The organism is Streptomyces sp. NBRC 110611 (genome assembly GCF_001590865.1).
Classification (GTDB): Bacteria; Actinomycetota; Actinomycetes; order Streptomycetales; family Streptomycetaceae; genus Streptomyces.
Genome location: NZ_BBUY01000002.1, coordinates 764,263 through 789,041, shown reverse-complemented (window position 1 = coordinate 789,041; position 24,779 = coordinate 764,263). Strand labels below are relative to the sequence as shown.

Below are 24,779 nucleotides of genomic sequence, written 5' to 3'. Positions count from 1 at the left end.
GCCGGCCTCCTGGACAGGCTCAGTGGCGGGGGCGGGTGTCCCGGGGGCCCGGGGGGAGGGCCGGGAGGTGGCCGGCCCTGGGGTGGTACGGCTGGCGGCCGACGACCTCCCAGTGGCCCGTGGACGCCGTCGTACGGCCCCAGCTCCCGCGCAGCACCTCCGGGGTCTCCGGCTCGTCCGTGCGGTCCCCGGGCAGGGCCCGGAAGGCGCGGCGGTACTCGGCGTACAGCGCGTCGTAGATCGGCGTTGCCGAACCGCGGTCGCCGGTGGGCGCCGGCCGGTGTTCGTGCGACGAGCGCATGCCGGGGATCGGGTGAGGGTACGGGGCGCGGGCGGAGGGGTCGTATGCGTGCACGTATGTGCCAACGACCCTGATGGCCCAGGGATGCGGTCTCACTGCGGAAATGGCTGATCGCGGGGGCGGGACCGGCCGGATCGGCGGTCCCGCCCCCGCGATCGGGTGCGGACGGACTGTCAGGTGCCGGCCAGCGGCATCACCGCGGCGACCAGCGCCCCGTTCCTGGCGGCCTTCTCCAGCGCCGTCCGCATCAGGTCCTCGCGCGGCTGGTGGCCGATGGCGCCCGCGGGCGCCGCGTACATCAGCACGGTCTGGGTCTTGGTGGCCGCCTGCCGCCAGCCGTCGGAGACGGGCAGCGGCTGGTGGGCCTGCCACCAGGCGGCCTGGCTGCCGGCGTTGCCCGGCTGCAGGACGGCGTGCAGCTTGCCCATGGCCAGCAGCGCGGACCAGCCGTGATTCATGACGGGCAGCTGGTTCACGTCCTCCACCTGCCGGAAGCCCTGCTCCATGAGGAGGGTGAGGAACTCGTCCTGCTGGCTCGTCGAGCCGGGGCGGACGATCGGGCCGTCCGGCTCGACCACCAGGGCGGGGCGCAGTTCATCCCCCACCAGCACCAGACCGCAGGTGATCCCGAGCGTGGCCTGGCGGCCGCCCCCGGGAGCCGGTGCGGCCGGGGCGGCCGGGGCGGGCTCCGGAGCCGGGGGGCGCGGGGCGGGGTCCTCTCCGGTGATGGAGCGCACGGCTCCCTGGAGCTGTTCCTCCGACACCGGGACGACCTGCGAGGGGATGCACGTGGCGTGGGCGAACGCGAGCACCGCGGTCTCCTCTCCCACGAACAGGACGGTGCTGGTGCGCTCCTGCTCGCTGTCCCCGGGGGTCCGGCAGGAGGTGCAGTCGTAGTTGCCGGGGGCGCCGTCACCGACCAGCAGCCGGTCGGCTTCTTCGTCGCCGATCTCGGCGCGAACGTCGGCGCTGACGTCGAGCATGCGCGGCACGGGGGCTCCTCGATCTCTGTGCGTCTGCCGGGCGGTCTCCCGGCTCGTAAAAGGACAACGGGTGATCTGCGGCAGGGGTCACGCGGCGACGGGAACAGAATCGAACCAATCCCCGCACAGCGGGAAACCATGGAAGCGCGTCCGAAAAGCGATCACATATCGCCAACTTCTGCGCAAAACCCGGCGCAGTCGGACGCTTTCCGTACACCGGACCGGGTGGGGCCGGGCCGGGCAGGGCGCGGCGCCCTGGCCAACGGCGGACGGCTGCCTACCGTCACCGGCTATGTCGGACAACTCTTCGGCGCCGCGGCGCTTCGTGGGATCCGTCGGGCGGCTCACCGCGGCCGTCACCGCCCTGGTGCTGTGGCTGCCGGGTGCCGCGGTCGGCGAGCCGTACGGGGGCGGCGGTGGCGGAGGTGGAGGCGGAGGCGGGGGGAAGGCGCGGCACGGGTGTGCCGAGGAGGAGTGGCCGTGGGCCTGTCTCGCCGACTGCGAGAGCGGCGGCGACTGGCACAGCAACACCGGCAACAGGTTCTACGGCGGCCTGCAGTTCTGGCAGTCCACCTGGGAGGAGTTCGGCGGCCTGGCCTTCGCGCGGCGGGCCGACCTCGCCACCCGCGACGAGCAGATCGAGATCGCCAAGCGGGTCCAGGCGGCCCAGGGCTGGCGCGCCTGGCCGGTGTGCGCCAAGCGGTACGGGCTGATCGGCGGGAGCGGCGGCGGGGAGGAGAGCGCGGAGGAGAGCGGCGGGCAGGGCGGCGGGACGTATGTGGTGCGGCCGGGGGACAGCCTCGGCTCCATCGCCGCCGGGCACGGCGTGCCGGGCGGCTGGCGCGCGCTGTACAAGGCCAACCGGAAGACCATCGGACGTGATCCGAGGCGGTTGCAGGTCGGGACCCGGCTGCGGCTTCCGCGGGGCACGGACCAGGACGTTCCGCAGGCGGTGCCGGTCCGGCCGCCCGGGCGCGGCGGTGAGTCCTGGCCGACGGAGGACGTGCGGCCGGGCGGCCCGGTCGGGCCGGAGGGCACCGCCGGGCTGGACGGCGCGGCCGGGCTCGACGGCATCGGCGCGGTGGGCGGCGACGGCATCGGCGGGGCGGGCGGCGACGGCGCCTCGTCGGATCCGGCCGGCGACGTGATCGTTCCCCGTGCCGAGATGTTCGAGCCCGCCATGGAGGACGCGTCGGTGTGGCAGGACGGGGCGCGCGGGCGCCGGCGTCCGCACGCCCGGTAGAGGGCGTCGCCCCCGATCCCCGGTGCGGACGTCGAATGGCCCGCAGAGGTTCCCCGGCAATGCTATCGATGACCTAACTTTTGCGGCACATCTTGGTCAAAGCACCCAACCTGGAACGTCTTTCCCCGGTCTCTTCGTTCAGCGAGCTGGACGCTTTGTGCTGTGAGGAGGGGAGCGCGAAGCGGTCAGCGGGGGGCGCAGGGACAATCCGGAAGACCAGGGACGCAGGGACGGATGTACAGCTCACTCCTGATTCACCGTGCGTACGGCACCGGGCCCGCCCCGGTCTTCCCCGCCGGCGGCAGCGGCACGCGCGCCGCACTGAGAGGGGTGCGGACGGCATGACCGCGTCGAGCCGGCCGGCCGTGACCGGGGACGAGGCGTCGGGAGACGTCGTGACCGGGGGCGAGGCGTCCGGAGATGCCGTGACCGGGCAGGCCGACCTGCGGGCCGACTGCATCGCGGACTCGGCGGGCGGCCTCACCTTCGACCTGACGGTTCCTCAGGACGCGGCCGGCGTCTGGAGCGCCGCGCTGGTGCTGCGACGGCCCGGCGGCGACGGTGCGGACGACGAGGTGCGGCTGCCGCTCGGCCCGAACGGCGCCGGCCGGCTGCGCGCCGTGCTGCCCAGCACCGTCGCCCTCGCCGAGGGGCGCTGGAACGCCTACGCCGACCTCGGCGACGGCCGGGAACCCCGCCCGTTGCAGCTCGGCACCAACGACCTCAGCTCGCTGGTGGACCGCCGTCCCCTGGCGGGCATCGGCCGGCTCGGCGTACGCATCCCGTACGCCACCACGTTCGGCAGCCTGGCGCTGCGCAGCTGGCTGCGCGGCCCGCACGCGGAGGCCGGCGACATCCACCTGGCGCCCGACGGGATGACGGTCTCCGGCCGGCTCTACGGCGCGGTTCCGGCGGCCGGCGCCCGGGCCGAGGCCCGCGCGCGCCGTACCGCCGGGGCGCCGGACGCCGCACCGGCCACGGTCACCGCCCCGCTGGCCGTCGACGGCGCGGACTTCACCTTCACGCTGTCCTACGAGGAGCTGGCCGGCCACTGGGAGACGGGCGGCAGGCGCTGGGACCTGTGGCTGCGCCCCGCCGAGGGCGCCCACCCGGTCCGGCTGGCCCGGCTGCTGGACGATGTCGCGGACAAGAAGCAGGCCGTCAGCTACCCGGCGCTTCCGGTACGGGCCGCCGCCGGGCCGCTGCGCATCGGCCCGTACTACACGCTCGACAACGACCTGGCCATACGGGTCACCGGACCGGACGGCAGCTGACACCGGCCCTGAGGCGGATCAGGGACCGGCCGCCCCGGGCGCCGGTGCCGGCTGTCCCGTCATCTCCGGGTGGTGCAGGTCGAACGCCGGGGACTCGGAGCGGATCCTGGGGAGCGAGGTGAAGTTGTGCCGGGGCGGCGGCGAGGAGGTCGCCCACTCCAGGGAACGGCCGAAGCCCCAGGGGTCGTCCCGGCCGACCCTGGTGCCGTACCGCGTGGTCTTCCAGACGTTGTAGAGGAACGGCAGGGTGGACAGGCCCAGCAGGAAGGCGCCGACGGTGGAGACGGTGTTGAGGGCGGTGAAGCCGTCGGCGGCCAGGTAGTCGGCGTAGCGGCGCGGCATACCGCCCACGCCCAGCCAGTGATGGACGAGGAAGGTGGTCTGGAAGCCGGTGAACATCGTCCAGAAGTGGATCCGGCCCAGCCGTTCGTCGAGCATCCTGCCGGTGAACTTCGGCCACCAGAAGTAGAAGCCGGCGTAGGTGGCGAAGGCGACCGTCCCGAAGACGACGTAGTGGAAGTGGCCGACGACGAAGTACGAGTCGGTGACCTGGAAGTCCATCGGCGGTGAGGCCAGGATGACGCCGGTCAGGCCGCCGAACAGGAACGTCACCAGGAAGCCGGCCGACCACAGCATCGGCGTCTCGAAGGACAGCGAGCCGTTCCACATGGTGCCGATCCAGTTGAAGAACTTCACCCCGGTCGGCGCCGCGATCAGGAACGACAGCAGGGAGAAGAACGGCAGCAGCACCGCGCCGGTCACGAACATGTGGTGGGCCCAGACCATGACCGACAGCGCCGTGATGGCCATCGTCGCGCCGATCAGCATGGGGTAGCCGAAGACCGGCTTGCGGGAGAAGACCGGGATGATCTCCGTGATGATGCCGAAGAACGGCAGCGCGATGATGTAGACCTCGGGGTGGCCGAAGAACCAGAACAGGTGCTGCCACAGCAGCGCACCGCCCCACTGCGCCTCGAACACCACCGCACCGAACCGCCGGTCCGCCTCCAGCACCAGCAGCGTGGCCGCCAGGACCGGGAAGGCCATCAGGACCAGGACCGAGGTGAAGAGGGTGTTCCAGGTGAACACCGGCATCCGGAACATCGTCATGCCGGGCGCCCGCATCACGGCGATCGTGGCGATGAAGTTGACCGAGGCGAGGATGGTGCCGAAGCCGGACAGCGCCAGCCCCATGATCCACAGGTCGATGCCGAGGCCGGGCGAGCGGACCTGGGAGTTCAGCGGCGCGTAGGCCGTCCACCCGAACGCCGCGCCGCCGGTGTGGGTGAGGAAGCTGCCCAGCACGATCAGCCCGCCGAAGAGGTAGAGCCAGTACGAGAGCATGTTCAGCCGCGGGAAGGCCACATCGGGCGCGCCGATCTGCAGCGGCACGATCTCGTTGGCGAAGCCGGAGAAGGCGGGGGTGGCGAACAGCAGCAGCATGATCGTGCCGTGCATGGTGAACGCCTGGTTGTACTGCTCGGCGTTGATCAGCTGCAGCCCCGGACGGGCCAGCTCGGCGCGCATCACCAGCGCCAGCACGCCGCCCACCAGGAAGAAGCCGAACGAGGTGATCAGGTAGAGGTGACCGATCTTCTTGTGGTCGGTCGTGGTCAGCCAGTCGACGACCACCGCCCCGCGGCGGCGCGCCGTGGGGCGCGGGCCGCTTGCCCGGCCGGTGTCCGTAGCCATCCGCTGCGCCTTGTCCGTCGAAGGGGTGTCGAAGGGGTGTCCCAGGGGTACCGGAAGGGGTACTCGGCGGCATGATCCCCGGGGGTGGAGCGCGGCGCGAGGGGGCGCTCCGGTCCGTTCCGGTGGGATCCGGAAGGCCGGTGCGGGCCGGGCGGGGAGGCCGTGCGGGGCGGGCCGGGCCGGGAAGTCACGGGGGCGGACGCGCCATGGAGAAGCGCTGTTCCGGTGGCCGGGAATGTGCGGGAAATGTGTGTGGACGGTGTCCCGTTGGCTTATTTTCGGACGTCCGATAAAAGACGCCGGGCCGCGGGAATCCGGTGCCGTCCCGAGGGTCGTATTCCGGTGGCTTCGCCGCCTTCCCGGAAGTGCCCGTACTCCGTTGCGTAATTGATCACGGTGCAATTCCGGCGGCTTTGTTTTCCACCCGGTCGCGGTGTGATCCGGCGCGTACGGGTGACGGAACTTCCGGCAAACGCAGGACCGATAGCTGTAACACAAGTGTGACCATCGCCGGACCGGAAAGTCATCGAGGTGTGCGAGGGCCGGGCTTCCGCGAGCCGATCAGGGCGCCTACGGTGGCTGTCATGGCTGATCTACCGACCCTCCCGGAGAACCCTGACGACGACATCGAGGCGTATGTCGGCCTCGGCCGGCAGGACGCCGAGGAGCGAGCCCGGTCGCGGGGCTGGACCACCGTCCGCTCGCTCGCGCCGGGCACGGTCGTCACGATGGAGTTCCTCGCCGGGCGGCTCAACTTCGAGGTCGAGGACGGCACGGTGCACCGCTGCTGGCCCGGCTAGGGCACTCCTCCTGACGGAACCCGCCGGAACGGCGAAGGCCCCGGACGCCCTCCGGTTCAGGAGGGGCGGCCGGGGCCTTCGCCGCGGGGCGGGGTGTGCGTACCGGCCCGGCCCCGCGGACCGGGGTCGGGGAAAGGGGCGGGTCAGCCGCTTCCGTTGCGGCCGCGTCCGGAGGACGGGCTCAGCGGCGTGGTGCGCGGGAAGCGGTCCGCGTGCGGCGGCCGGCGGCTGCCCGCCGGGGTGACCGGCGTGCGCTCGGACCGGATCGTGTACGGGCGCGTCGGGTGGTGCGGCCAGCCGTCCGGGGGGCGGCTCGCGGAGCGGGCGCCCGATCCCGCGCCGATCGTCTCGCGTACCAGTACCTCGCCGTCGGGGGAGATGCGCTGCGGGGACACTCCGGGGGCCAGCGGACCGGCCGGCAGCGGACCGCGCAGCGAATCGGGGCGCAGCCGCAGCCAGAGCCGCAGGATGATGCCCATGAGACGGTCCTCCACCCAGGTGACGCCGGGCTCCAGCCACGGCATCGCCAGCAGGACCAGCAGGCCCGCGGCCCAGCCGAGCAGCACATCGCTGACCCAGTGCGTACCGAGGTAGACGGTCGTCATACCGACGCCCAGCGCACCCACCGCGGCGAACACCGACAACGTGCGGCGGCGCAGCGACGTGGTCGCCAGATAGGCCAGCACACCCCAGGTGACCACGGCGTTCGCGGTGTGGCCGGAGGGGAATATATCGCCGCCGAGCCACATCTCGGTGGAGCCGACGGAGGTCGCGTAGTGCGGGCCGAGCCGGCCCATGCCGAGCTTGGCGGCGCCCACGGTGACGTTCAGCAGCAGCAGCGAGGCGCCGAGCACCAGCAGCGGGTGGAGGTTGCGCTGCCGCCAGCAGCGCCAGCCCAGCCAGGCCGCCACCGCCACCGCGGTCGGCCCGCGCTGACCGAGCACCACGAAGTAGTCGAGGAAGGCATGGATCGCCGGCCACTGCTTGTACGGCCGGAAGAACATGACCTGCCAGTCGAAGGCGACCAGCCAGGAACTGGTCAGCACGCCGATCACGATCGCCGCGTACACCGCCAGCGTGCCGCCGAACAGCCATTGGCGGGTCCGGGTCATACGAGGTGGCCGGGCGCGATCGGTCGGGCGCTCCTCCATCTGGTCGAGCTTCTCATCGGTACGCACTCAATCGACGTTACCGCGTGTGATGTAGGCACCTGGCCAAACCGTGCGCTTTGTAATGACGATGTGATGTGGAATAGGTCTCAAACGAGGCGGCGGGGCGGGGATTTGAAAGGGAATTCACGGTGATTCTCAATCCCGTCGAACCCTCCGCGTGTCGTCACGCTCAGCGCCTTATCGGTTTTTCGCCGGCGGAGTTTATCTTTCCTTCGTCCGGGTGTCGTCCGGTGTTTCCCCGGAGGCGGGCGGGGTGGCAGGGGATCATTCGTTCCCCCGCCTTCCCGCCGACCGGAAGATGATCATGACGGGCCGGAACCGGTGATCATGGCGGGCCGGAGCCGGCGATCACGGCGGGCCCGAACCGTTCAGCCAGAACGCGCCGTAGACCGCGGAGCCCACCGCCAGCAGCCCGATGACCAGCCCGGACCACACCGGGCGCCACCGCGCGAGCGCCGCCGCCGGCGGCAGTAGCAGCGGATAGGCCGGCAGCATCAGCCGGGGCTTGGACCCGAAGTAGCCCTTGGCGGTGAGCGCGAGCAGCAGCACCACCCCGCCGTAGACCGCCAGCGGCAGCGGCTGCCCCCGCCGTACGCCGTGGACGTACAGCCAGATCACCAGTCCGACGCCGGCCAGCAGCCCCAGCCCGGCCGCGAACCCGGGCCCCGACAGCTGGTCCCGGAGGAACCCGGCGAACGCCAGACCGCCGTCGAAGCCGTTGCCCCAGCCGCCCTGGACGTCCAGATATCCGGTCGGCGAGCCCTGCCGCACCGCCACCCACAGGAAGTAGCCGCACCAGCCGAGCGGCGCCAGCAGCGCACCGGCCGCCATCCCGGGGCGCGCGCGGAGCGCCGCCCGCAGCGGTACGCCGCCGGCCCGCTCGCGCCACAGCGTCACCGCCGCGGTGATCCACACCGCCGCGACCACCGCCGCCCCCACCGGCCGGGTCAGCCCGGCCAGCGCGGCCAGCGCCCCCGCCCACACCCAGCGCCCGCTGAGTACGGCGTACCCGGCCCAGGCCGCGAGCGCGGTGAACAGCGACTCGGAATAGGCCATCGACTGCACGATTCCGACCGGCAGCGCGGCCCACAGCGCCGCCAGCGCCACCCCGGCCCGTGGCCCGTGCAGCCGCTCACCGGTCGCGTACAGCGCCCACGCCGCCGCCAGCGACGACAGCCAGGCCACCGCCATCCCCGCGTCGGCGGGGGACAGCGGCGAGAACGCCGACAGCCCCCGCTCCAGCCACGGCAGCAGCGGAAAGAACGCCAGGTCGGAGTGGATATCGCCGTTGGGCAGCGCCACCGCGTGGCCGTAGCCCTGCTCGGCGATCCGGCTGTACCAGAGCGAGTCCCAGCGGGCGGTCAGCAGCGTGTGCCAGTCCTTGCCCCCGGCGGCGGACCATACGGCGAGGACCACGAGGCCGAGCAGCCGGATCGCCGCGTACGCCGCCAGGGCGGGGGCGGCACGGCGCAGCGCGGCCCCCGCGGCGGAGCCGCCGGGCGCCGGCCGGCCGGTGACGGAGGCCGGGACAAGATCGTTCATCCGGACGATTATCGACGATGGACCAGGTGGCCGAAGAACGCCGGACGCCTCGGGGCGCGGGAACGTACGACGCTGCGATGCGCGTCTCATCGTGAGGTGAGCCACGCGGGCCTCCCGGGGACTCGCGTAGTCTGACGACTCAAACTCGCCCGTGCCACCGGTTCGACCGGGGCGTTTTTTCGCGCCCTGATCCGTGGCCGCGAGAGCATGACTGGAGGTGCTGCATGTCCGGGACGACCGCGTCCGGCAGTGAACGGACGGCTGGTGTTGCCCGGCTTTCAGGCGGCGGTGCGAACCGCTGGACCGTGCTGATCGTGCTCTGCGTCAGCCTGCTCTTCGTCGCGCTGGACACCACGATCCTGTACGTCGCCGTGCCCTCGGTCACCGAGGACCTGCGGCCGGGACCGGTGGAGCTGCTCTGGATCGTCGACGTCTATCCGCTGATCGCGGCGTCGCTGCTGATCCTCTTCGGCACCCTCGGCGACCGCGTCGGCCGCCGCCGGGTCCTCCTCCTCGGCTACGGCCTGTTCGGTCTGGCCTCGGCCATCGCGGCGCTCGCGCCCAACCCCCAGATCCTGATGGTCGCCCGGGCCCTGCTCGGCATCGGCGGCGCGATGATCATGCCCGCGACGCTGTCGATTCTGCGCCAGGTCTTCCCCGACCGGCGGGAGCGCGCGGTCGCCATCGGTGTGTGGAGCGCGGTGGCCGCGGTCGGCGCGGCGGTCGGCCCGGTCCTCGGCGGCTTCCTCGTCGAGAACTTCTGGTGGGGCTCGGTCTTCCTGATCAACATCCCGATGATGACCGTGATGCTGCTGGTGGGGCGCTGGCTGCTGCCGGAGTCGCGCGGTGAGCGCAACGGCCCCTGGGACGTGACCGGCGCGGTCGTCGCCTCGCTCGGTGTGCTGGGCATCGTCCTGGGCGTCAAGCGGATCGGCAGCGGCGCCGCGGTGATCGGCCCGACCACGCTGCTCCCCATCGTCCTCGGTACCGTCCTGCTGATCGTCTTCGTACGCCGCCAGCGCCGGCGCGCGCACCCGCTGATCGATATGCGGCTGTTCGCCCGCCCCGCCTTCGGCACCTCCGTCGGCTGCATCGTGCTGGCCATGCTCGCCCTGGTGGGCCTCCAGCTGATCGCCGTCCAGTACCTCCAGCTCGTCCTGGGGCTCAGCCCGCTGCAGACCGGCGTGCGGATGCTGCCGCTGGTCTTCTCGGCGATGGCCGCCGGGCTCACCGGCTCGAAGATGCTGCACGTCCTCGGCCCGCGCGCCATGGTCTCGCTCGGTTTCGTGCTGACCGCCATCGCGGTGCTCACCCTGACCGCGATGAGCGACCACGACCAGCCCTGGCTGCTGGCCGGCGGTTTCGTCCTGCTCGGCTTCGGCTTCCAGTCCACGCTGTTCGGCGCGTACGAGTCGATGCTCAGCGAGGCCCCCGCGGAGCAGTCCGGCGGCGCCGCCGCCCTCGGCGAGACCTCCTACCAGCTCGGTGCCGGCATCGGCGTCGCCCTGCTCGGCAGCGTCATGAACGCCGCCTACGCGCCCGGTCTGGCGCAGGTCGCCGGGGTCCCCGCCAGGGCCTCCGAAGCGGCCGCGCACTCGCTCGGCGAGGCCTACAAAGTGGCCGCCGGCCTGCACGGCGCCGCCCGGGACGTGCTGCGGGAGGCTGCCCGTGACTCTTTCGTCCGCGGGCTGCACATCACCCTGATCTCCAGCGCCGTCCTGCTGCTGGTCGGCGCGGCGATCGCGCTGCGGCTGCCGCGCCGGGCCGCGGAGTCCACGGAGCGCGCCGAGGGCGAGCCCGCCACCGGCGGGAGCGCCGCGCCGGGCGCCGGACCGGCCGGCGGCGAGCCCGCCCCGGCGAGCTCCTGCTCCCGCCCCTGAGCCGCACGGACGCGGGAGCGCCGCGCGGCGGTGACCCTTGCCGCGCGGCACCCCGGGCCGTACCGTCGGACGCACGTAACTACCACTGCTAGTTTTTGTTGCGAGCGCTGACCCGCCGGAGGCCCGCCATGTCCGCCACGCCGTCCTCAGCTTCCCCGACGCTCCCGCCGTTCGACCCCGGCGACCCGCTGGGCACCGACGATCTGCTCACCGACGAGGACCGCGCGGTCCGCGACACCCTCCGCCAGTGGGCCGCCGACCGCGTCCTGCCGCATATCGCCGAGTGGTACGAGGCCGGCGAGCTGCCCGCCCTCCGCGAACTCACCCGCGAACTCGGCTCGATCGGCGCGCTCGGCATGTCCCTCACCGGATACGGCTGTGCCGGCGCCTCCGCCGTCCAGTACGGCCTGGCCTGCCTGGAACTGGAGGCCGCCGACTCCGGTATCCGCTCGCTGGTCTCCGTCCAGGGGTCGCTCGCCATGTACGCGATCTGGCGCTTCGGCTCCGAGGAGCAGAAGCAGCGGTGGCTGCCCGCGATGGCGGCCGGCGAGGTCATCGGCTGCTTCGGGCTGACCGAGCCGGACCATGGCTCGGACCCCGCCGGGATGCGGACCTACGCCAAGCGGGACGGCTCGGACTGGGTGCTCAACGGCCGCAAGATGTGGATCACCAACGGCTCGGTGGCCGGGGTGGCGGTGGTCTGGGCCCGTACGGACGAGGGCATCCGAGGCTTCGCCGTCCCCACCGGCTCTCCGGGGTTCTCGGCCCCCGAGATCAAGCACAAATGGTCCCTGCGCGCCTCGGTGACCAGCGAACTCGTCATGGACGACGTACGGCTGCCGGCCGATGCGGTGCTCCCCGGTGCCACCGGCCTGCGCGGCCCGCTCAGCTGTCTGAGCCACGCCCGCTACGGCATCGTCTGGGGCTCCATGGGCGCGGCGCGCGCCGCCTTCGAGTCGGCGCTGGAGTACGCGCGGACCCGCGAACAGTTCGGCCGCCCCATCGGCGGCTTCCAGCTCACCCAGGCCAAGCTCGCCGACATGGCCGTCGAACTGCACAAGGGCATCCTGCTCGCCCACCATCTGGGGCGGCGGATGGACGCGGGGCGGCTGCGCCCCGAGCAGGTCAGCTTCGGCAAGCTGAACAACGTACGGGAGGCGATCGAGATCTGCCGCACGGCCCGGACGATTCTCGGCGCCAACGGGATCTCGCTGGAGTACCCCGTGATGCGGCATGCGACGAACCTCGAATCGGTGCTCACCTACGAGGGCACCGTCGAGATGCACCAGCTGGTGCTCGGCAAGGCGCTCACCGGGCTGGACGCCTTCCGGTAGACGGCCCCCCGGCTCCCCGGCCCCGACCCCTGGTCCTCCGGCCCCCGGTCCTCCGGCCTCCGGCCGAAGGATCTCGCCCCGTGCTCAACTCTGGTTGAAGAAGCCCCCGTTGCGGTGGCCGCGGCTCTCGCCGCTGAACACCTGGTAGTCGGCGGGGGTGAGCAGGAACACGCGGGTGGCGACCCGTTCGATCGACCCGCGCAGGCCGAAGGTCAGACCGGCCGCGAAATCCACCACCCGCTTGGCGTCGGCGGGTTCCATGGACGTCAGGTTGACGATCACCGGGACGCCGTCCCGGAACAGCTCGCCGATGCCGCGGGCGTCCCGGAAGCTCTCCGGAGTGACCGTGGCGATGCGGGTGCCCTGGTCCTGGGCGGTTTCGTCGGCGACCCGGACCCGCGGGTCGGTCACCCAGGGATTGCTGCCGCCCTGGCCACCGGCACCGGGTCCCTCGGCGTAGTCGTCGTCGTAGTAGCGCTCGTCGTCACTGTCGTCGACGAGGCCAAGCCAGGCGCTCGCCTTGCGTACCGATCCCATTGACGCCTCCTCTCACCCGCGGTGTCTGTGTGTACGCCCCCTATCGTCGTCCATGAGGCCGAGGGTGTGCCAAGTGGATAGCCGCCGCACGGGGGGTTCGTGACACATCTGGTGCAAAGAGGGTGGCACACCAGCACCTTCCGCGCCCCACAAGGCAACTGACGATACGAAGCGTGCGAAGCCGATCACATTCGGTACCGATTCCGGGGTCGCTGTCCGTGCCGGTGCCGCTACCGGCGCCGGTGCGGGGGGGGTGTCCGGGGAGGTGCCGGGGGATGCCGGGGGTGCCGAGGGGTGCCGGGTGCCGGGGGTGTCCGCGCGATACGTACGTGACGACCTCTTGCGCCCCGGGGGTGCCGCACCCGAAACTCCGCTCAGCGCGCTTGTCAGGGGCACGCAAAAACAAATGTGCGGATTTCCGTGCCCTTCGGCTGCGCCTCACCGGGCCGCTCACCCGCGGCCCCCGATCCCCTCGGAGGAATCAGTGAGGAACGAGCGCACCACCCCCCGCAGTGGCGTCCCCAGACGCGTCCGGCTGCTCGCCGTCGCGTCCGGAATAGTGGCCATCGGGGCCCTCGCCGTCCCCGCGGCCGGTGCCCAGAACCCCGCCCCCGCGCAGCAGTTCGGCGCGGACCGGCTGTCGGCCGCCGGTGACGCGGTACGCGCCGCGGACGTCGCCGGTACCGCCTGGCGGGTCGACGACGCCACCCGCACCCTGGTCGTCACCGCCGACCGCACCGTCAGCCAGGAGGAGATCGCCAGGATCCGGCGGGCCGCGGGCGGCAACGCCGCCGCGATCCGCATCGAACGGACCGCGGGCACCCTCCGCAAGTACATCTCCGGCGGCGACCCCATCCACGCCCCCAGCTGGCGCTGCTCACTGGGCTTCAACGTCCGCAAGGGCGACACCTATTACTTCCTGACGGCCGGTCACTGCACCGACGGCAGCCCGCCCTGGACCACCAGCTCCGGGAGCTCGCTCGGCAGGACCGTCGGCAGCAGCTTCCCGGGCGACGACTACGGCATCGTCCAGTACACCGGCTCGACCGACCATCCGGGCACCGTCGGCAGCCAGGACATCACCAGCGCCGCCACCCCGAGCGTCGGCCAGAACGTCACCCGCCGCGGCTCCACCACCGGTACCCACAGCGGCCGGGTCACCGGCCTGAACGCCACCGTCAACTACGGCAACGGCGACATCGTCCGCGGACTCATCCAGACCACCGTCTGCGCCGAACCCGGCGACAGCGGCGGCCCCCTCTACTCGGGGACCACGGCGCTGGGCCTCACCTCCGGCGGCAGCGGCGACTGCAGGTCCGGCGGCACCACCTTCTTCCAGCCCGTCACCGAGGCGCTCGACCGGTACGGCGTGAGCGTCTACTGACGCTGCCGGCTCCACCGGCACTGCCGGCGCCGACCGGCTGATCTGTGTACGGACGTCCCGCCGGCACCCCGGGTCCGGGTCCGGCGGGGCGTGGCCCCGCGTTCCGCCGGACCCGGAACCGGACCCGGAACCGGACCCGGAACCGGACCCGGAACCGGACCCGGAACCGGACCCGGAACCGGACCCGGAACCGGACCCGGAACCGGCCCCGGACCGGGGCCCGGGCCGTGCCCGCCGCGAGCCTCGCCCCCTCTCCGGACCGGGCATTACCATGGGAAGCGGCCCGTTTCGGACGGCATTCGGACGGCATACGGCACACATCAGGGGGCCGTGATGGTCGAAGAACTGGTGCAGGCCGCGGTGGGGCTGGGATTCGCCGGCGCCGTGTACCTCATGGCGGCGGCCCGCGTGGTCAAGCAGTACGAACGCGGTGTGGTGCTCCGGCTGGGGCGGCTGCGCTCGGCGGTGCGGGGGCCCGGCTTCACCATGATCATTCCGGCCATCGACCGGATGCACAAGGTCAACATGCAGATCGTCACGGTGCCGGTACCCGCGCAGGAAGGCATCACCCGTGACAACGTCACGGTCCGGGTCGACGCGGTGGTCTATTTCAAGGTCGTGGACGCCGCCGACGCGATCATCCGCGTCGAGGACTACCGCTTCGCGGTCTCCCAGATGGCACAGACCTCACTGCGGTCGATCATCGGCAAGAGCGAGCTGGACGACCTGCTGTCCAACCGGGAGAAGCTCAACCAGGGCCTGGCGCTGATGATCGACAGCCCGGCCATCGGGTGGGGTGTGAACGTCGACCGGGTCGAGATCAAGGACGTCTCGCTGCCGGAGACCATGAAGCGGTCGATGGCCCGCCAGGCGGAGGCGACCCGGGACCGGCGCGCCCGGGTGATCAATGCCGACGCCGAGCTCCAGGCGTCGAAGAAGCTGGCCGAGGCCGCCGCGGCGATGTCCGACCAGCCCGCGGCGCTGCAACTGCGGCTGTTGCAGACGGTGGTGGCGGTCGCCGCCGAGAAGAACTCCACGCTGGTCCTGCCCTTCCCCGTGGAGCTGCTGCGGTTCCTGGAGCGCTCCGGGCTGGAGTCCAAGGCGCAGACCGAACTGGCCGAGGCGGCGGCCGCGCGGGAGCGGCTGACGCGGGCCTCGGCGGACTCCGGCGAGCCGGCCGCCGCCGAGGAGCAGCCGCCTGCCGAGGCGCATTCCGGTGCCGAGGAGCGGCCCGCTGCCGAGGCGCCGCGCGTCGAGGGTGCCGGGAGCGAGCCGCTGCCGGCGCTGGAGGAGCTCCCGAAGGTGGAGAACCTGCCCTGAGCCGTGGGCCGCTGAGTCCCTGGTCCCTGAGTCCCTCAGCCGTAAGTCGTGCGCCGTAAGCCGTGCGCCCAAGCCGTCAACCGTGTCCTTCGCCGTACGTACCCGTCGCCGCGGGTGCGTACGGCGCATCGTTTTCCGGCCAGTTCCGGACGGTTCCGGTCGTCACAAACCGCTCTGCCCCGGCCGCTCCGCACGCCCTCTGATGTCCGCACTCAGAACCGGTGTGCGCGGATATCGGTGTGGTGGCCCTGTGAGGATAGCGTGAAGTCCCTTACGTGAGACCGGAATTCGGTCTTGTGCACGAGTGAGACGGGTGGGAATACTCGACAGCACACGTTGGCATGGACGCGACTCCCCGGGCGCTGCTGACGGGGCGGCTTTCGTCCGTGTCCCGAAACACTCACTCTCCGGGCCCGCGCGACTCCCCACAGTCCTGGGCCCTTCCCCCCACGGGAGGCTCTGAGTTGAAGCACCGACGTATACCCAAGCGGCGTGTCCTGATAGCCGGCGCCGGGGCGCTCGCGCTCGCCGCCACCGGAACCCTCACCCTCGCCAGCGCCCACGCGGCTCCGGCCCCCACGACGGCCCGGCTGACGCCGGCCGCGGCGACGGCCCTGGCGTCCCAGCTCGACCCCGGTACGGCCGGCGCGTTCTACGACGCCCGGGCCGGGAAACTGGTGGTCAACGTCGTCGACGAGGCGGCGGCCCGTACCGTACGGGCGAAGGGCGCCGAGGCCCGGATCGTCAACCACACCCGGGCCCAGCTCGACGCGGCCCGGCAGACTCTGAAGGCGAAGGCGACCATCCCCGGTACGTCCTGGAGCATGGACCCGCGGACCAACAAGGTCGTGGTCACCGCCGACCGCACGGTCGAGGGCGACCGGCTCGACCGGCTGACCAAGGTCGTGGGGAGCCTGGGCGACAAGGCCGAACTCCGCCGCACCAAGGGCGAGTTCAGGCGCTTCATCGCCGGCGGCGACGCGATCTGGGGGGACAGCGCCCGCTGTTCGCTCGGCTTCAACGTCGTCAAGGGCGGCCAGCCGTACTTCCTGACCGCCGGTCACTGCGGCAACGCCGTCAAGAGCTGGTCCGACCAGCAGGGCGGCCAGGAGATCGCGACCACCGAGGAATCCAGCTTCCCCGGTAACGACTACGCCATCGCCAAGTACACGGGCGACACCGCGCACCCCAGCGAGGTCAACACCTACAGCGGCAGCCCTCAGAAGATCACCAAGGCCGCGGAGGCCACGGTGGGTGAGAAGGTGCAGCGCAGCGGCAGCACCACCCAGCTGCACGACGGGTCGGTCAAGGCGCTCAACGCCACCGTCAACTACCAGGAGGGCACCGTCGAGGGCCTGATCCAGACCGACGTCTGTGCCGAGCCCGGTGACAGCGGCGGTGCGCTCTTCGACGGCGAGTCCGCGCTCGGCCTCACCTCCGGTGGCAGCGGTGACTGCTCCGGCGGCGGCGAGACCTTCTTCCAGCCGGTGCCGGAGGCCCTGCAGGCCTACGGGGCGGAGATCGGCTGACGAGTCCGGCGACGCGTACGGCGCATGACGAGTGACACCGGCCCCCGGACGGGCGCGACGTCCGGGGGCCGGTGCCGTGCTCCGGTGCGGTACGCGGGGGCCTTCGGTCATCGCCGTCCGATGCCCGGAGACCGTCCGCCGCCCGGAGACCTCGGCCATGGCGCGGTCAGAACAGGAAGACCGAGCCGCTGCCGCCGGTCATCGTGCAGGCGTTGGCGAAGGTGTACGTGTACGACACTCGCTTGCCCTGCCACACGCCGTCCGCGGTGACCAGTATCGGCGCCCACTCCTTGGTGCACACGCGCTCCGACACCGTGTTGGTCACCTTGTCGAAGTCACCTGATACCGCGCGTAGTTGGGTACAGGCGGCCTTCGGGGCCGGGTGGCTGCCGGTGGCTGTCGGCGCGCAGCTGAGCGTCACCGCACGCTGCACCGTGGCGGTCGCGCGGCTTTCGCCCTGACCGACGGTCAGCACCAGTTCTGTCGGCGCGTAGAGCCCGCCGGACCGCCCGGGCTGCGCCGGCGCGGCGACGGCCTGTGCGGTGGTGGCGAGGGCGCCGAGAACCAGGGCCGTACCGAGCGCGATCGCCCCAGTGATGTACCGCATGACGAACACTCCTTTGTGTTTGCGGGTGCAGATGCCGAACGGGAGTCTGGCCCAACCGCACCCCGAAAGCATCTGGATCTCGCACCGGGGCGATTGCTTTGAGTCGATGAGCGGGAGCTGAGGGTAATGGCGGGAACGCGTCGCAGGCGGTGCGGGGCGGCCGGGAGAAATCATGTGCGGCCAGCCGGGATGCCGTACCGGCCATGCCGGTGGCGAGAAAGGTCCGGACCCGGAAGGTAGGAATCCGGCCGCCGACCGGTCGTTCGGGAGGATTTCGATCTCCGCTGATTGGCCGAAGAGCAGGGCCGGAGGCGGCCTCCGTCCGGCCCGGGCGGCAGGCCGGGGTAAGAGACGCCCGCCGCCGGCCCGCCTTACACCGGCAAAGTCCCGCCCTCTCCCGGCGCGGCGCCGCCCCCTCCCGGCGAAGTCCCGTCCCCCTGCGTCAGTTCCCCTGCGTCAGTTCTCCGGCTTCCCGTCCCCCTGCTTCCCGTTCCCCGGCTTTCCGTTCGCCTGCTCCCCGTCCCCCTGCCTCCGGAACGCCGAGAGGATCATGGTGAGCGCCGTGCCGCCCGCCGCCCAGGCGGAGAGCACCAGAAGGGGGCAGGTCAGCGCGTTGCCGTGGAAGTAGGCGAGCGAGCGGGCCGCCCAGGTGCCGGCGCCGGGCGGCAGCGCGGGGCCGATCTCCCGCCAGAAGGGCGGCAGCAAGGGGTACGGATAGGCGCCGCCCGCGCTCGGGTTGCCGAGGATGACGATCAGCAGGATCGCCAGGCCGATGCCGATGATGCCCAGCAGGGCCTGGCAGGCCAGGGTGGTGGCGCCGACCGCGAAGACGATCAGGGCGCCCAGGCCCCACAGCGCGGGGAAGGAGCCGGGCAGCGCGCCCAGGACCGGTCCGACGACGATCGCGCCGGCCAGCCCGGCGGCGATCGCGTACGCGGCGAGCGCGGCCAGCCGGATGACCGCCCGGTGCGTGTTGGAGGGGCGTGCCCCGGCGCTGATCGCGAGGATCGCGGCGCACAGATAGCCGCCGACGCACCAGCCGACGACGAGGTAGAAGGACGAGAGGCTGCGGCTGTCGCCCGGGTCGGCGGGGGCCACGTCCACGGTGCGCACGGTGCGGTTGCGGGCCTTCTCCGCCGTACGGACGACCAGTTCGACCGCCTGGGAGAGGGAGGCGCCGCCGCCACTGGCCACCAGCAGCCGGTCGGTGCTGCCGCGCGGATCGACGATCAGGGCGCCGTCGATCTCCCGGTCGGCGATCTGCTGCCGCGCCGCCCGCTCGGAGTCGAGCGGGCGCGGGTCCAGGGGGGAGCCGGGCAGCCGGTCCAGCTCGGTCACCAGCTGTCCGCGGGCGGGCGCGGGGGCGACCACGCCGAGCGGTACGTCGGTCGGCCGCGGCTGGTGGAAGGCGCCGGTGTACGACGTGATGAACGCGACCATCAGGCCCAGGACGCCGAGCACCAGCAGTGAGGCGTGCGGGGTCACCGCGCTCTTCACCTCCCCGAGGAAGGTGGTGCGGGCGCCGTCGTCCGTCGTGGCCATGGGTCGCTCCTCGTCGCAGGTCATGGCCATCTTGCGATCGGCGGCCGGGCGGCGCAGATCGGGCGGGTCGATCGGGTGGGTGGCCGGACGGCGCCATGTTCGTACGAATGTTCGATCGCGGGGTATGGTGGAGCGAAGAGGCAAGGGACGGCGGGCAGCCAGGGGGCGGATGAGCTACAGGAGGTGCGGATGTCAGGGTTCACGCATCTGCACACCGCTTCGGGCTTCTCCCTGCGCTACGGCGCCTCCCACCTGGAGCGGCTCGTCGAGCGCGCCGCCGAGCGCGGTATGGACACCCTCGCGCTCACCGACCGGGACGCGCTCTCCGGAGCCGTACGCTTCGCCAGGGCCGCCGCCGGGGCCGGCATCCGGCCGCTGTTCGGCGCCGACCTCGCCGTGGCGGACGTGGCGGATGCGGCGGACCGGGCGGGCGGCCGGCGGCCGGTGGCCGCGGCGCGCCGCCGGACCCCGGTCCGTGGCGGCGCCTTCGTCGACGAGTCCGCCGCCCGCGTGGTCTTCCTGGCCCGCGACGGAGCGGCCGGCTGGGCCGCCCTGTGCCGGCTGGTCTCGGCCGCCCACGCCCGCCGGGCCGAGCGGCCCGTCCTCCCGTGGGACGCCCTGGAGGCCGGCCCGGACAGCCTGACCGTGCTGCTCGGACCGGACTCCGAGGTCGGCCGGGCGCTGTCCGCCGGCCGCCCGGACCGCGCCGCCCGGCTCCTCGCCCCCTGGCGCGAGCGGTACGGCGAGGCGCTCCGCCTGGAGGTCGTCGACCACGGCCGGCCCGGCAGCGGCCCCGGCTCCTCGCGGCTCGCCGCCCGCACCCTCGGCTTCGCCGTCGCCCAGCGCGTCCCTGCCGTGCTGAGCAACGCGGTCCGCTACGCCGACCCCGGCCAGGGCCCGGTCGCCGACGTCCTGGACTCGGCCCGCCGCCTGGTCCCGGTGGACCCGTACCGGCCCGAGGCCCGGGACGGCGGCGAACGCTGGCTCAAGGACGCCGCCGCGATGGCCGCGACCGCCGAGCGGATCGCCGAGGCGGCCGGCTTCCGCCGCGGCCTGGCGCACCGGCTGCTCGCCATGACCGAGGAGACCGCCGGGGAGTGCCGGGTCGACCCGCGGGACGACATCGGGCTCGGCCGGATCCACTTCCCCGAGCCCCGGCTGGTCGGCGCCGGGCACCGCACCGCCGCCCGGGTGCTGCGCTCCCGCTGCGCCGCCGGCATGGTGCTGCGCGGCTACGACCAGGACCGTACGCGCTGGGCGCGGCTGGACGACGAGCTGCGGACGATCGAACGGCTCGGCTACCCCTCCTACTTCCTGACGGTCGCCCGGGTCGTGGACGACATCCGGGAGCGGGGCATCCGGGTCGCGGCCCGCGGATCCGGCGCCGGATCGCTGGTCAACCACCTCCTGGGTATCGCGCACGCCGATCCGGTCGAGCACGGGCTGCTGATGGAGCGCTTCCTGTCCGAACGGCGCGCGGCGCTGCCGGACATCGACATCGATGTGGAGTCCGCCCGCCGGCTCGAGGTCTACCGCGCGATCTTCGACCGCTTCGGCGCCGAGCGGGTCGCCACGGTCTCGATGCCCGAGACCTACCGGGTACGGCACGCCGTACGGGACGTGGGCGCCGCCCTGGGCCTGGACCCGGCGCGGGTGGACCGGCTCGCCAAGGCCTTCCCGCACATCCGCGCCCGCGACGCACGGGCGGCGCTGGCCGAGCTGCCGGAGCTGCGCGGCGTACGGGAGGCCGGTACCGAACGGCTGTGGCAGCTGGTCGAGGAGCTGGACGCGCTGCCGCGCGGGGTCGCCATGCACCCGTGCGGGGTGCTGCTCTCGGACGCCACCCTGCTGGACCGTACGCCTGTCGTGCCGACCAGCGGCGAGGGCTTCCCCATGTCCCAGTTCGACAAGGACGACGTGGAGGAGCTGGGGCTGCTCAAGCTCGATGTGCTGGGCGTACGGATGCAGTCCGCGATGGCCCACGCGGTCGCCGAGATCGGCCGGGCCACCGGGCGGCGGATCGACCTCGACGACCCCGCGCAGGTGCCGCCCGGCGACCCGGCCACCTACAGCCTGATCCGGTCGACCGAGACGCTCGGCTGCTTCCAGATCGAATCGCCGGGCCAGCGCGACCTGATCGGGCGGCTGCAGCCGGCCACCTTCCACGACCTGGTCGTCGACATCTCCCTCTTCCGGCCGGGACCGGTCGCCGCCGACATGGTGCGGCCCTTCATCGAGGCCCGGCACGGCCGCGCGCCGTTCCGCTATCCGCACTCCGACCTGGAGGAACCGCTGCGCGAGACCTACGGGGTGGTGGTCTTCCACGAGCAGATCATCGAGGTGCTGCGGATCATGACGGGCTGTGCGCGGGACGAGGCGGACGAGCGGCGGCGCGCGCTGTCGGACCCGGAGCGGCAGGGCGAGGTGCGTACCTGGTTCGCCCGGTGCGCCGAGCGGCGCGGCTATCCGTCCGACGTGATCGCGCGCACCTGGGAGATCGTCGAGGCCTTCGGCTCGTACGGCTTCTGCAAGGCGCACGCGGTGGCGTTCGCGGTGCCCACCTACCAGTCCGCCTGGCTCAAGGCGCACCACCCCGCCGCCTTCTACGCCGGGCTGCTCACCCACGACCCGGGGATGTACCCGAAGCGGCTGCTGCTGGCGGACGCCCGGCGGCGCGGGGTGCCGGTGCTGCCGTTGGACGTGAACCGCTCGGCGGTCACCCATCGGATCGAACTGGTGTCCGGTGAGGCGGGCTCTCCCGGTGTCTGGGGGCTGCGGCTCGCCCTCTCCGACGTGCACGGGATCAGCGGGGCCGAGGCGCGGCGCATCGCGGCCGGGCAGCCCTACCGCTCCCTGGCGGACCTGTGGCAGCGGGCCCGGCCGTCCCGCCCGGTCGCCGAACGCCTCGCCCGGGTCGGTGCCCTGGACGCCTTCGGGGCGAACCGGCGGGATCTGCTGCTGTACCTCGCCGAGCTGCACCACCACGGGCGGCACGCGCCCGGCGGCCAGCTGACGCTCCAGACGGACCAGGAGGCGGGGGAGGCCGATCCGGTCGAGCCGGCGGGGCTGCCCGACCTGAGCGACGTCGAACGGCTCAGCGCCGAGCTGGGCGTCCTCGGCATGGACGCCTCCCGCCATCTGATGGCCGACCACCAGGACTTCCTCGCCGAGCTGGGCGCGCTGCCGGCCCGGCTGCTGCGGGGCGTCCGGAACGGCGAGACGGTCCTGGTCGCCGGGGCGAAGGCGGCCACCCAGACACCGCCGGTCCGCTCCGGCCGCCGGGTCGTCTTCACCACCCTCGACGACAGCACGGGCCTGGTCGACTGCGCCTTCTTCGACGACTCCCATGAGACCTGCGCCCATACCGTCTTCCACTCCTGGCTGCTGCTGGTGCGCGGGACGGTCCAGCGGCGCGGGCCGCGCAGCCTCGGCGTGGTCGGCGCCGCCGCCTGGAACCTCGCCGAACTGGCCGAACTCCGTCGTACGGGCGGCCTGGAGGCGGTCACCGCCCGGCTCGCCGAGGAGCCGGGCCGCCCCGGGACCGAGACGGACGCGCGGCCCGGCGAGGGGCGCGGTGAGGAGCGCGGCGAGGAGCCCGGGACGGTCGGTGCCGCGGGCCGCACCATCCGGCTGGAGACCGGCTACGAGCTGCACCCCTGGGCCGACCTCCAGCCCCCGGGTGAACGCGCCGCCACCGGCCGCAAGCTGTGGCACTCCAGCCCGGGGAGCGCGGGATGAACCCGGCACCGAAGCCGCCCACCGGGCCGCCTGCCGGACCGCCCGCCGGTCCGCCCGCCGCGCCGCCGGAGCCCTCCGGCGCGAGCGCCGCTGCGCGGCCGCCGGGCGTGCTCCACATACGCTTCTCCCACGCCGACGGCACCCCGGTCGGCGCCGGCGAGTTCGAGCAACTGCTCCGGCTGCTGGACCGGTTCACCCCGGTGGTCGAGGCGCTGCCGCCGGACGCCGTACTGGCCGACGTACGCGGTGCGCTGCGCTACTTCGACCGGGACGCGGCGGGCGTCGCCGAGCTGATCCGGCTGCGCGCGCTGGTCTGGTGCGGCGTGCAGTGCACGATCGGGATCGCCGCCAACCCGCTGCTCGCCCGGATGGCGGCCCAGGGAGCGGCACCCGGCCGGACCCGGGTCGTCCCCGGCGACGCCGGCACCGTCGCGGCCTTCCTCGACCGCCGGCCGGCCACGGCGCTGCACGGCGTCGGCCCGGCGGCCGCGCGCGCCCTGTCCGCGTACGGACTCGACAGCGTCGGCCGGATCGCCGCCGCACCGCCCGCGACCCTGCAGCGCATCCTCGGCGCGAAGGCCGGCCGGGCCGTCCACGAACGGGCCCGCGGCATCGACCCGACGCCGGTGGCGCCCAACGCCGCCGCCCGCTCGATGGGCGCCGAACACCGCTTCGCGTACGACGAACTGGACCCGGTCAGGCGCCGCCGGGCGCTGCTCTCGCTCGCCGACGAGCTCGGGCGGCGGCTGCGCGCGAGCGGGCAGGTGGCCCGCGCGCTCACCCTCACCGTGCGGTACGCCGACCGTTCCACGACCACCCGCACCCGGCGGCTGGCCGAACCCACCGCACACGGGCCCGCACTCACCGAGGCGGCCTACGCCCTGCACACCGCGCTCGGACTGCAGCGCGCCCGGGTACGGTCCGTGGCGCTGCGGGCGGAGGACCTGTGCCGCGCCGAACGCGCCGCGCGGCAGCTGACCTTCGACCCGTCCGACGACAAGGCCCACCGCATCGAGGCCGCCACCGACCGGGCCAGGACCTGCTTCGGCGCCGGAACGGTACGGCCCGCGGCCGCCCTCGGTGACTTCGGCGGTGCCCGCTCCGCCCGGCGTGACCGGCCTCAGCCGTAGAGCCGCTCCGCGTACCGCGGGCCGTAGTGCTCCTCCAGTTCGGCCAGGGATCTGCCCTTGTCCTCCAGGCTCTTGACGATCCGGGCCCGCGGCGGCAGGGCATCCGGCTGCCAGGTCTCCGGCTTCCACAGCTCCGAGCGGAGGAACGCCTTCGAGCAGTGGTAGAAGACCTCCTCGATCTCCACCAGCACCGCCAGCCGCGGGCGGTTGCCCTTGACCACCAGCGCGTCGAAGAACGGCGCATCGCGCAGCAGCCGGGCCCGGCCGTTGATCCGCAGGGTGTCGCCGCGCCCCGGGAGAACGTAGTTCAGCCCGACATGGGGATTGCCGAGGATGTTCAGGAACCCGTCCATGCGCTTGTTGCCGGGGCGGTCCGGTATCACCAGCGTGGTGTCGTCCAGGACATGGGTGAAGCCCGCCGGGTCGCCCTTGGGCGAGGCGTCGCAGCGGCCCTGCGCGTCCGCGGTGGCCATCACGCAGAACGGCGAACGCGCCAGCCACTGCCGGTCGAGGTCGTCCAGCCGGTGGCGGGTCTTGTTCACGGCGTGGGAGTTGGGCACACCGGCCAGCTCGCGCAGCTCCGCCTCCGACGAGATCTCCTCGATGCCCGTCAGATCCGCCGCCCCGGTCCGCCCCGCCGTCCCCGCCGTCCCCGCCGTCTCCCTCGGTACCGCTGCTTCCATCGGTCCCTCCCGCTGCTCGCGTGCACGGTCAACTCCCTTCCGACTCTAGGCGACAGGTCTGACAGCCGGTCATGTGCGGTGCCGCTGC

General features: G+C 73.0%; 19 protein-coding genes. 10 read left to right on the top strand and 9 right to left on the bottom strand.

All coding sequences use genetic code 11. From position 1 onward, the window contains the following. Window positions 1-19 precede the first annotated feature (19 nt). Both AZE13_RS07990 and AZE13_RS07985 read right to left on the bottom strand, forming a co-directional pair. Window positions 20-301: a hypothetical protein gene (locus tag AZE13_RS07990; RefSeq protein ID WP_066928358.1), complete on the bottom strand. Its 282-nt coding sequence runs from the start codon at window positions 299-301 to the stop codon at window positions 20-22. Window positions 302-474: 173 nt separating this feature from the next. Next, the gene (locus AZE13_RS07985) at window positions 475-1,293 is read right to left on the bottom strand and encodes a hypothetical protein (RefSeq protein ID WP_181690278.1); all 819 of its coding nucleotides are present in this window, start codon (window positions 1,291-1,293) and stop codon (window positions 475-477) included. A gap of 283 nt (window positions 1,294-1,576) precedes the next feature. On the opposite strand from AZE13_RS07985, the gene AZE13_RS38990 reads away from it, so the two are divergent. Next, entirely contained in the window at window positions 1,577-2,527 is a 951-nt protein-coding gene (locus AZE13_RS38990; protein WP_066928354.1) for a transglycosylase family protein, read from the top strand. A 341-nt stretch (window positions 2,528-2,868) separates the two neighbouring features. Further along, on the top strand, window positions 2,869-3,801 hold the full coding sequence (locus AZE13_RS07975) for a hypothetical protein (RefSeq protein ID WP_079123790.1): 933 nt from the start codon (window positions 2,869-2,871) through the stop codon (window positions 3,799-3,801). Between the two features lie 18 nt (window positions 3,802-3,819). Here AZE13_RS07975 and ctaD read toward each other — a convergent pair whose 3' ends face one another. Next, complete coding sequence (ctaD, locus tag AZE13_RS07970) at window positions 3,820-5,493, bottom strand: cytochrome c oxidase subunit I (RefSeq protein WP_066928352.1); 1,674 nt, start codon at window positions 5,491-5,493, stop codon at window positions 3,820-3,822. Window positions 5,494-6,077: 584 nt separating this feature from the next. On the opposite strand from ctaD, the gene AZE13_RS07965 reads away from it, so the two are divergent. Further along, a complete protein-coding gene (locus tag AZE13_RS07965) occupies window positions 6,078-6,293 on the top strand; it encodes an I78 family peptidase inhibitor (protein WP_066928350.1) in 216 nt (71 codons plus the stop codon). 143 nt (window positions 6,294-6,436) lie between these two features. Here the strand turns inward: AZE13_RS07965 and AZE13_RS07960 are convergent, their stop codons facing one another. Together AZE13_RS07960 and AZE13_RS07955 are read right to left on the bottom strand one after the other, a co-directional pair. Continuing rightward, the gene (locus tag AZE13_RS07960; RefSeq protein ID WP_107288268.1) at window positions 6,437-7,471 is read right to left on the bottom strand and encodes a phosphatase PAP2 family protein; all 1,035 of its coding nucleotides are present in this window, start codon (window positions 7,469-7,471) and stop codon (window positions 6,437-6,439) included. 342 nt (window positions 7,472-7,813) lie between these two features. Then, window positions 7,814-9,007: a hypothetical protein gene (locus AZE13_RS07955; RefSeq protein WP_066928346.1), complete on the bottom strand. Its 1,194-nt coding sequence runs from the start codon at window positions 9,005-9,007 to the stop codon at window positions 7,814-7,816. A 224-nt stretch (window positions 9,008-9,231) separates the two neighbouring features. On the opposite strand from AZE13_RS07955, the gene AZE13_RS07950 reads away from it, so the two are divergent. Continuing rightward, on the top strand, window positions 9,232-10,887 hold the full coding sequence (locus AZE13_RS07950) for an MFS transporter (protein WP_066928344.1): 1,656 nt from the start codon (window positions 9,232-9,234) through the stop codon (window positions 10,885-10,887). Window positions 10,888-11,015: 128 nt separating this feature from the next. Then, window positions 11,016-12,221 carry an acyl-CoA dehydrogenase family protein gene (locus tag AZE13_RS07945; protein WP_066928342.1) on the top strand — a complete coding sequence of 402 codons (1,206 nt, stop codon included), beginning with the start codon at window positions 11,016-11,018 and terminating at the stop codon, window positions 12,219-12,221. An 84-nt stretch (window positions 12,222-12,305) separates the two neighbouring features. On the opposite strand, the gene AZE13_RS07940 is transcribed toward AZE13_RS07945, so the two are convergent. After that, complete coding sequence (locus AZE13_RS07940) at window positions 12,306-12,758, bottom strand: cell division protein SepF (RefSeq protein ID WP_066928340.1); 453 nt, start codon at window positions 12,756-12,758, stop codon at window positions 12,306-12,308. A gap of 484 nt (window positions 12,759-13,242) precedes the next feature. Between AZE13_RS07940 and AZE13_RS07935 the strand changes: the two genes are divergently transcribed. The 3 genes from AZE13_RS07935 (at window position 13,243) to AZE13_RS07925 (ending at window position 16,991) form a co-directional block, all read left to right on the top strand. After that, a complete protein-coding gene (locus AZE13_RS07935) occupies window positions 13,243-14,142 on the top strand; it encodes a S1 family peptidase (protein WP_066928338.1) in 900 nt (299 codons plus the stop codon). Between the two features lie 333 nt (window positions 14,143-14,475). Then, window positions 14,476-15,462 (top strand): slipin family protein, encoded by a 987-nt coding sequence (locus tag AZE13_RS07930; RefSeq protein WP_066928336.1) that lies wholly within the window; start codon window positions 14,476-14,478, stop codon window positions 15,460-15,462. 464 nt (window positions 15,463-15,926) lie between these two features. After that, window positions 15,927-16,991, top strand: a complete 1,065-nt coding sequence (locus AZE13_RS07925; protein ID WP_066928334.1) for a S1 family peptidase — start codon at window positions 15,927-15,929, stop codon at window positions 16,989-16,991. 166 nt (window positions 16,992-17,157) lie between these two features. On the opposite strand, the gene AZE13_RS07920 is transcribed toward AZE13_RS07925, so the two are convergent. Both AZE13_RS07920 and AZE13_RS07915 read right to left on the bottom strand, forming a co-directional pair. After that, window positions 17,158-17,598 carry a subtilase-type protease inhibitor gene (locus tag AZE13_RS07920; protein ID WP_066928333.1) on the bottom strand — a complete coding sequence of 147 codons (441 nt, stop codon included), beginning with the start codon at window positions 17,596-17,598 and terminating at the stop codon, window positions 17,158-17,160. Between the two features lie 456 nt (window positions 17,599-18,054). Then, the gene (locus AZE13_RS07915) at window positions 18,055-19,140 is read right to left on the bottom strand and encodes a DUF3533 domain-containing protein (protein ID WP_066928332.1); all 1,086 of its coding nucleotides are present in this window, start codon (window positions 19,138-19,140) and stop codon (window positions 18,055-18,057) included. Window positions 19,141-19,329: 189 nt separating this feature from the next. Here AZE13_RS07915 and AZE13_RS07910 point away from each other — a divergent pair, with 189 nt between their 5' ends. Together AZE13_RS07910 and AZE13_RS07905 are read left to right on the top strand one after the other, a co-directional pair. Beyond that, window positions 19,330-22,878, top strand: coding sequence for a DNA polymerase III subunit alpha (locus AZE13_RS07910; RefSeq protein ID WP_066928331.1), 3,549 nt, complete (start codon window positions 19,330-19,332; stop codon window positions 22,876-22,878). After that, window positions 22,875-24,008 carry a DNA polymerase thumb domain-containing protein gene (locus tag AZE13_RS07905; RefSeq protein ID WP_079123789.1) on the top strand — a complete coding sequence of 378 codons (1,134 nt, stop codon included), beginning with the start codon at window positions 22,875-22,877 and terminating at the stop codon, window positions 24,006-24,008. The genes AZE13_RS07910 and AZE13_RS07905 overlap by 4 nt, the downstream gene beginning before the upstream one ends. Here AZE13_RS07905 and AZE13_RS07900 read toward each other — a convergent pair. Continuing rightward, on the bottom strand, window positions 23,999-24,691 hold the full coding sequence (locus AZE13_RS07900) for a pyridoxamine 5'-phosphate oxidase family protein (protein ID WP_079123788.1): 693 nt from the start codon (window positions 24,689-24,691) through the stop codon (window positions 23,999-24,001). The genes AZE13_RS07905 and AZE13_RS07900 overlap by 10 nt on opposite strands. Window positions 24,692-24,779 lie beyond the last annotated feature (88 nt).